The sequence below is a fragment of the Geobacter sp. PheSNFMC genome, assembly GCF_059620965.1.
Genome location: NZ_JCAMRN010000031.1, coordinates 58,934 through 66,644, shown reverse-complemented (window position 1 = coordinate 66,644; position 7,711 = coordinate 58,934). Strand labels below are relative to the sequence as shown.

The window sequence follows — 7,711 nt, the reverse complement described above, 5'->3', positions numbered from 1 at the left end:
TGTCATCGGCCTGCCGCTCGGCAACGGCCCCCTTTCGGGAATGGACAGCCTCCTCTCCACCGTGCAGATGCCCCCGGGCGTGCCGGTGGCCACGGTGGCCATCGACGGGAGCCGCAATGCGGCCATGCTGGCGGCCAGAATCCTGGCCCTCAAATACCCGGAGATCGACAAAGCCCTGGAGGAGGCGGCCCGGAAGGAGCGCGAACGCTACGACCTGACCGCCGACGAGGCCCTGGCAAAACTCGCCTTGTGCGTCAAGTAACGGAGATGAGAGCTCGCGGCGCCCCTTCCCCCGGGCGGGGCGCCGCGCCATGGAGGCACCATGAAGGATATCGAACGCTTCATCACGGGGTTCCGCCGGTTCAGGGAGGATTACTTCGGTTCCGAATACTCGCCCTTTGAGCACCTGAAGCAGGGGCAGACCCCCAAGACCATGATCATCGCCTGTTCCGACTCCCGGGTCGACCCGGCCATCCTCACCAACTGCGCGCCGGGCGATATCTTCAGCGTCCGCAACGTGGCAAACATGGTCCCTCCGTTCGAGGAAAACGGCGGGCATCACGGGGTGAGCGCAGCTCTGGAGTTCGCGGTCTGCCACCTGGGAGTCGAGCACATCATCGTCCTGGGACATTCCCAGTGCGGCGGCATCAATGCCCTCATGAAAGGGTCCTGCGGCTGCAAGGGAGGCGGATTCATCTCCCGCTGGATGTCCATCGCCATCCCGGCCCGGGAGCGGGTGCTGGCTGAACTGCCGGACAAGGGACCGGAGCTGCAGCAGCGGGCCGCCGAGCAGGCCGCCATTATCCTTTCCCTGGAAAATCTCCTCTCCTTTCCCTGGATCGATGAGCGGGTGTCCCGCGGCGAACTGACCCTCCACGGCTGGTATTTCGACCTGGCCGCGGGCGAACTGCTCGATTATGCGCCGGAGCAGGGCCGGTTCGAGGTGCTCAGGTAGGAGCGGCAGCACATGGGCCCTGGCCGGTAAAGGGCGCGTACCCCCAACCGGTCACTCCCGCCGATCCGGGGAGTCCGAATGAACAACCCGGTCACGGCCCGATCTCTTGGCCCGGTACAGGGCGTCATCGGCCGCTGCCAGCAAATCGTCCAGGCAGGTGGTGCCGTCGCACGAGGCAACACCGATGCTCACGGTTACGGACACCGGTTTAACCCTGGAGGTGAACGTTGTCGAGGATATGGCCGCCCGAAGCCGTTCATAGAGATGCCCGCACTCATCTCCCGTACCGGGAGCTACCACGAGGAACTCTTCTCCTCCCAGGCGGCCCAGCAGATCATAATCCCTGAGCAGCCTCCCCAGCACCTCGACGCAGCCGCACAGCACCTCGTCCCCGGCCTGATGGCCGTAACGGTCGTTTACCCGCTTGAAGTGATCGATGTCCAGGATGCCGATGCTCAGGCTTCCCCCATCCCGCCTGATCCGGGACAGTTCCTTCTCCAGGTGGCCGAGAATCGCGCGCCGGTTCAGGACGCCGGTCAACGGGTCGTGGGTGGCCTGGTGATTCAGTGCACTCTGGGTCTCGAGCAGTATCGAATGCAGCTCAACGGTGCGGCGGCCCACCTGGATCCGGGCACGCAGCTCTCCGAGGCTGAACGGTTTGCCCACATAATCGTCGGCGCCGGCATCAAGGCCGCGGATTATGTCGTCAGTGCCATTTTTGGCCGTGAGCAGCAGAATGTAGGGCAGATGTTCCGCTGACCGGGCACGGACCAGCCGGATCACCTCAACCCCGTCCATGACGGGCATGACCCAATCCAAGACCGCCAGCCTGGGGGCATCGCTCCGTTGCAGCTCTTCCCAGGCCTGCGCCCCATCGATAGCCTCCACCACGTCGTAACCCCACCGTTTCATCAGTCCGGTAAGCATGGTGCGTGAGGTTACATCATCATCGGCGATGAGAATCCGCATAGGCATCACTCCTTGGCGCAGCCCTGCTCCATGGCCTTGCGCAAACGACCGAATTCATCTTCCAGCACGCTCATGCAGCGGGCGGCACCACCCGCGTCTCCGGCAACAGCCGCATGTTCCATGGCGGCGGCCGCCGTCCGCAGCCGCTCCCCGCCGACACTGGCGGCCCCACCCTTGATGGTATGGGCCCAATGGGCCACGGTTGCCGGTTCTTCGGCAGCAACGCCCGCCCTGAGCCGTCCTACCAGACCGGGCATATCTGCCAGGAATGCCGCAACGACCTCTGCCACCAGCGACTCGTCTCCCATGAGCCGCTCCTGCAAACCCAGCCGGTCAAACACGGGAATCCCATCCGGCACACCCGGCACCGGGTCCGCGCGTTCCCCGTCGCTGCCGCCTGAAACCCGGCAGCGGCCAGTGAGCCACCTGACCAGCATCTCGGCCAGGGCGCGGGGAAAGATCGGTTTGGCCAGATAGTCGTTCATGCCCGCGTCCAGACACTTGTGCCGGTCCCCCTTCATGGCATGGGCCGTGAGCGCGATGACGGGAATCTCGTGGTTGAGGACCGGGGAACGGACGTCGCGAATGCGCCGGGTTGCCTCGAAACCGTCCATCACCGGCATCTGGACATCCATCAGGACCAGGTCGTAGGGAGTCGCCGCCAGCGCGTCCAATGCCTCTGCGCCGTTGGTCACGGCCTCGCCCCGCAGGCCGAGCCGTTTCAGGATCCCGAGGGCCACCTGCCGGTTGGTGGCGTTGTCTTCCACCAGCAGGATACGGATGTTGTCGCGCGCCAGAGCCCGAAGCAGTTGCAGCGGGTCGTCTCCGTCGCCCGGACGGGCACTGTTCTCCGGAGAGTACTTCCGGTCCGGGAGGTGCTGTGTGCCGAAGGAGGCCGTGAACCAGAATTCTGACCCCGCGCCGGGCCGGCTGGTGACCCCGATCTCTCCGCCCATCATCTGCACCAGCCGCCTGCAGATGGCCAGGCCGAGGCCGGTGCCGCCATAGTTGCGCGTGATCGAGGCATCCGCCTGGGTAAACTTCTCAAACAGAAGCTCCGTTTTCTCCGGCGGGATGCCGATGCCGGTATCGCAGACGGCAAAGCGGAGCATGGTCGAATCGTCCGTTTCCGCCAGGGGGCTGACCTGCACGGAGATTTCCCCCTGGTGGGTGAATTTGAGGGCATTCCCCGCCAGATTGACCAGCACCTGCCTCAGCCGGACCGGATCGCCCCTCAGGAATCGGGGCACCTCGGACGGGAGCGAGCAGGTGAACGTCAACCCCTTTTCATTCGCCTTGAACGCCATCTGCTCTGCCAAATCATCCAGCAGGATGCGCAGGTCAAAGTCCACGGTTTCCATCTCCAGCCTGCCGGCCTCGACCTTGGAGAAATCGAGAATGTCGTCGATGATCTGCAGCAGTGATTCGGCGCTGGTCCGGACGGTTTCGGCATACCGCCGCTGCTCGTCCGCGAGCCCCGTTTCCAGCAGCAGCCCGATCATGCCGATCACGCCGTTCATGGGAGTGCGGATCTCATGGCTCATGTTGGCGAGGAAGTCCGACTTTGCCCTGTTGGCGGATTCGGCCTGCTCCTTGGCGAGAACGAGCTCTTCCTCTGTCCGTTTGCGCTCGGTAACGTCGTGGACGATGGAGTGCAGATACCTTTTCCCCTTTACCTCGATCCTGCTGCAGAACACCTCCACGTCCCGGATGGAATCGTCAGCCCGGCGGTGACGGAAAAAGAAGTGGATCCGCTCCATTGTTTCGGCATGTTCCAGCTCTTTCGCCAGTTCTGCGGGTGAAAGGATGTTGATATCCCGGATATTCATGGCCTTGAGCCGCTCGCGGGACCAGCCGTAGAAGCGCGCCGCCGCGTTATTGGCGTCAACGATGGCACCGGTGGCGGGATCGATGATCAGCTTCACGGCCGCATGATGCTCGAACAGAGTCCTGAAGAGCACCTCGCTTTCGCGCAGGGCCTCCTCGGCCCGCCTGCGCTCGGTGATGTCCCGCACCGACACGACCCGCACGGACTTGCCCCCGTACTGCATATTATAGCCCTCGATCTCCACATCGAAGACTGTCCCGTCCTTTTTCACCCCCCGCACCTGGTAGGGCTCGGAATATGCCCTGCCAATCTTATCGAGCAGGGAGCCGATATCGTCCGGATGGAACAGCAGGGAGATCACGTTTACGCCCTGCAGCTCCTCCCGGGAATAGCCGGAAAGCTTCGCGAATCTGGCGTTCATATCCAGGACGACGCCCTGGTCGTGGATAACGATCCCCTCCAGGGCCACCTCGGAAAGGAGCCGGTTGCGCTCTTCGCTCTCGGCAAGCCGGGCCTGCTGCAAGAGAAGAGAGCGGTCGTCGCGGGAGATCCGGCGCGCCGCCAGGATGATGCCCCCCAGCCCCACGGCCCAGAAGGTCAGATGGCCCGCGCCCGTTGCGGCCATCTGTTTCCGGGCAAGGGCCGAATAGGGCGCAAGGGGGACCGAAACGCTGATCCCCCCGCGAACGTCTCCCACTGAATAGCCCGGGCCGGCATGGCATCCCAGGCAGGACTGCTCCACCATCAGCGGCCTCATCAGGCGCAGATGGAGAACGCCGTCCATCTGTTCGACCGAGGAGTATTCCTGCTGCCCGCGCTCGAAGGATTCCAGGGCCCGGGTTTCCCACGGATCAGGGGCATTGGCCTGCCTGATGGGCCTGAGGCTCGTGATGTGGCCGCGGATGCCCGAACTCTCGTAACTGAGCTCGTGGACCTGGCGTGTCATGTAGGCGGGATTGATGAGGGTGAGCCGCTGCCCCGTGGTGGTTTCCACATCCCGGTATCTCTGGCCGGCAAGCCACGGATTGGGCTGGGCGCGTTCCGTTACCGGGACATATACGCCGCCGTGACCGGCGTTCCAGCGCCGGTATACGATGTCCTTCTCGAACTGGGCCCTGGCGGCCACCCTCGCTGCCTCATGGCTCGCATCCCGCTCCTGGACGAAACTCCAGAGCAGCGAAACGCCAACGGCAAGAGTCCACGCAACACCCATGAGCACCGCATAGTGCTTTGCCTTGGAAGACTGTTTCATCATTGCACCCGGTTACCGACACCATCCGTTAGCACGCGAATATCGCGCCGAGGAAACGGAATCTCAATGCCATTGTCGGCAAATATTTTGTAAATAGCATAATTGAGCGTGCTCGTAAGGAATCCCCGCCGATGGATGAGGGTCGTGCTCCAGACCCGCAGCTCAAAGTTGAGGCCGCTCTCGCCGAACGCCATCAGGCGCACGCCCGGAGCCGGCTTTTCCAGCACATCGGGGTTGGCGGCCGCCACCTCCAGAAGGAGCCGTTCCACCAGGTGAACATCACTGCCGTAGGCGACGCTGACCGGAATCCGGAACCGGACCTTTCGTTCGTTGTGGCTCCAGTTCACCACATTCTCGGTGATGAATTTGGAATTGGGCACGATGATGGTGATGTTGTCGTTGGTCACCACCGTGGTGCTCCTGCCGCCGATGTGGATCACATCCCCCTCCACGGTCCCCACCACGATCCGGTCCCCCACCTTGATGGGGCGCTCGAAGAGGATGATGATGCCGCTGACGAAGTTGTTGACGACGTTCTGAAGGCCGAAACCGAGACCGATGCCCACGGCGCCTGCCAGGACGTTGAGTGCGGTGAGGTCGATGCCCGCGGTCTGCAAGATGACAACGAACCCGACGGCAATGACCGTGTAGCGAATGATGGAGCCGGTGGCCTGGCGGGCACCCGGCTCCATCCTGGTCCGGGAGAGAAGCTGATCGACAATCCAGGTCCGGAGCTTGCCCGACAGGTAGAAGAGGAGCACCACCAGCACCACCAGTTGAATGATGGCCCAGAGGGTGACCGGAGCCCCTCCCAGCCTCACGAGGGGAACCTCGAGAAATTGCCTGAGCTGAACCAGAATATCGCGGAACGTTTCCATCGGGCCTCCTGGTTAAAAGGGCCAGAACCTGGGGATGAAGATCGTCGCCAGTATCCAGAAGAGGATGTTGAGCGGCGTGCCGACCCGGAGATAATCACTGAACCGGTAACGCCCCGGTCCGTAGATGAGGGTGTTGGTCTGGTAGCCGAAGGGGGTCATGAAGTCAAGGGACGCCGAATAGGTGATCGCCATGATGAGAGGACGCGGATCGACGTCCAGTGAGTCGGCGGTGGCGAAAACGATCGGTATCAGCAGGGCCACGGTGGCATTGTTGGAGAGCACCGCGGTAATAAGGGCCGAGAAGAGGTACAGGGTTGCCACCATTGCCGTCGGCCCCGCGCTCCCCACGGCGGAGACGATGAATTTCGACAGGAACAGGGCTGCCCCGCTCTTTTCCATGGCAACGCCGAGGGTGACCACTCCGGCCATGAGCATGATGACCTTCCACTCGACCGCTTCGTAGGCCTCGTCCGGCGAAAGGCAGCCGGCAAGCACCATGACGATGCACCCGACGATGGCACCGGTCATGATGGGGATCACGTTGAGGGCGGCAGCCGTCACCACGGCCGTCACTACGGCAAGGGCGATGGCGGTCTTGCGCTTGCGAAAGACCGGTGCCTGCACCTCGGAGATAACGACAAAGGTGCGGTCCAGGCGCAGCCGCTCGATTTCCCGGGGAGCCATGCCGAAGAGGAGGACGTCGCCGGCCCTCAGCACGGTCGTCTCCAGGATCTCCCGCATGACGCGCCCCCGATGCCTGATGGCAAGGGCAGTGACACCATAGCGGGAGCGGAACCGGGCCTCTTTGAGGCTCCGTCCGTCGAGGGTCGAGTTTGGGGCGATCACCGCCTCCACCAGGGTAGTCGCCTCCGGTTCTCCGCCCGCAGCGCCCTGATCGAGCTCCTGCTTCAGGGCGATACCCCGGCGCTGCTGGAGCTTGCGGAAGTTTTCCAGATCACAGATGACCTTCAGATGGTCCCCCGCCCGGAGCACGATCTGTTCCTGAGCGTTGTCGAGCCGGCGCCCGTCCCTGAAGACCTCCACGCTCTTCAACTCCAACTCGTGCAGCAGCGGCGATTCGGCGAGCACTGCGCCCACCGAGCGGGCCTCGGGCTGGATGATGATCTCGGTCAGATAATCGCCGGACCGGAGCCGCCTCTCGCCATTATCCTCGCCTCCCCGGTCGGGAATGAGCCGCACCCCTGCCAGGAGCATATAGAGAGTCCCGGCGCAGAAAAAGACGAGCCCCATGCCGGTCAGCTCGAACATCCCGATCGGGGGAAGTCCATGGCGCTCGATAATGGAGCTGACGAGGATGTTGGTGGATGTGCCGATGAGAGTGCAGACCCCGCCGAACATGGATGCAAAGGAAAGGGGCATCAGGAGGCGGGAGGCGCTGGTATGGGTGTCACGGGCCACGCCGAGGACGATGGGAAGAAAAATGGCCACGGCTGCCGTGTTATTGATAAAGGCGGAAATGGTCCCGATGAAGAGCATCATGGCGCCAAGGGCCAGCCAGGAACTCTTCCGCCCCAGGCGGGCCAGTGCGCCCCCCACCGCATTGACGGCGCCGGTACGGTAGAGCCCTGCCGAGAGGACGAACATGGCCCCCACGGTAACCGTGGCCGGGTTGCTGAACCCGCCGATGGCCTCCGCCGGGGTGATAATGCCGGAGAGGAGCATCGTTGCCATGAGGATCAGGGCAACGATGTCGACCGGAAGCCGCTCTGTGGCGAAAAGGATTATCGCGGAGACGACCAGTCCCAGCACGATCATGATTTCCATGGTCACCGATGCACTCCCGAACGAAAGGCCGCGCGCCCTCTTTG

Annotated in this window: 6 protein-coding genes; 2 read left to right on the top strand and 4 right to left on the bottom strand. The window is 63.3% G+C overall.

Annotated features, from left to right (window positions below; all coding sequences use genetic code 11):
* On the top strand, positions 1-262 hold a 262-nt coding region (locus AC6CDK_RS08845; RefSeq protein ID WP_496639803.1), incomplete at its 5' end, for an AIR carboxylase family protein.
* A 60-nt stretch (positions 263-322) separates the two neighbouring features.
* On the top strand, positions 323-955 hold the full coding sequence (locus AC6CDK_RS08840; protein WP_039643694.1) for a carbonic anhydrase: 633 nt from the start codon (positions 323-325) through the stop codon (positions 953-955).
* Positions 956-1,006: 51 nt separating this feature from the next.
* On the opposite strand, the gene AC6CDK_RS08835 is transcribed toward AC6CDK_RS08840, so the two are convergent.
* From AC6CDK_RS08835 to AC6CDK_RS08820, 4 genes are read right to left on the bottom strand one after another with little or no spacing between them, the layout of a single operon-like run.
* Entirely contained in the window at positions 1,007-1,924 is a 918-nt protein-coding gene (locus AC6CDK_RS08835) for a GGDEF domain-containing protein (protein WP_192905409.1), read from the bottom strand.
* A 5-nt stretch (positions 1,925-1,929) separates the two neighbouring features.
* Positions 1,930-5,004, bottom strand: a complete 3,075-nt coding sequence (locus AC6CDK_RS08830; protein ID WP_226048324.1) for a PAS domain S-box protein — start codon at positions 5,002-5,004, stop codon at positions 1,930-1,932.
* Positions 5,004-5,882, bottom strand: a complete 879-nt coding sequence (locus AC6CDK_RS08825; RefSeq protein WP_039643688.1) for a mechanosensitive ion channel family protein — start codon at positions 5,880-5,882, stop codon at positions 5,004-5,006. Before AC6CDK_RS08825 ends, AC6CDK_RS08830 begins: the two co-directional genes overlap by 1 nt.
* Before the next feature lie 12 nt (positions 5,883-5,894).
* Positions 5,895-7,667 (bottom strand): SLC13 family permease, encoded by a 1,773-nt coding sequence (locus AC6CDK_RS08820; RefSeq protein ID WP_226048323.1) that lies wholly within the window; start codon positions 7,665-7,667, stop codon positions 5,895-5,897.
* Positions 7,668-7,711: the final 44 nt, after the last annotated feature.

What these genes read in the sequence shown, in the direction of transcription:
- AC6CDK_RS08820 (WP_226048323.1), bottom strand. Translation starts at nt 7,667, where the DNA reads ATGGAAATCATGATCGTGCTGGGACTGGTCGTCTCCGCGATAATCCTT.
- AC6CDK_RS08835 (WP_192905409.1), bottom strand. Translation starts at nt 1,924, where the DNA reads ATGCGGATTCTCATCGCCGATGATGATGTAACCTCACGCACCATGCTT.
- AC6CDK_RS08830 (WP_226048324.1), bottom strand. Translation starts at nt 5,004, where the DNA reads ATGAAACAGTCTTCCAAGGCAAAGCACTATGCGGTGCTCATGGGTGTT.
- AC6CDK_RS08840 (WP_039643694.1), top strand. Translation starts at nt 323, where the DNA reads ATGAAGGATATCGAACGCTTCATCACGGGGTTCCGCCGGTTCAGGGAG.
- AC6CDK_RS08825 (WP_039643688.1), bottom strand. Translation starts at nt 5,882, where the DNA reads ATGGAAACGTTCCGCGATATTCTGGTTCAGCTCAGGCAATTTCTCGAG.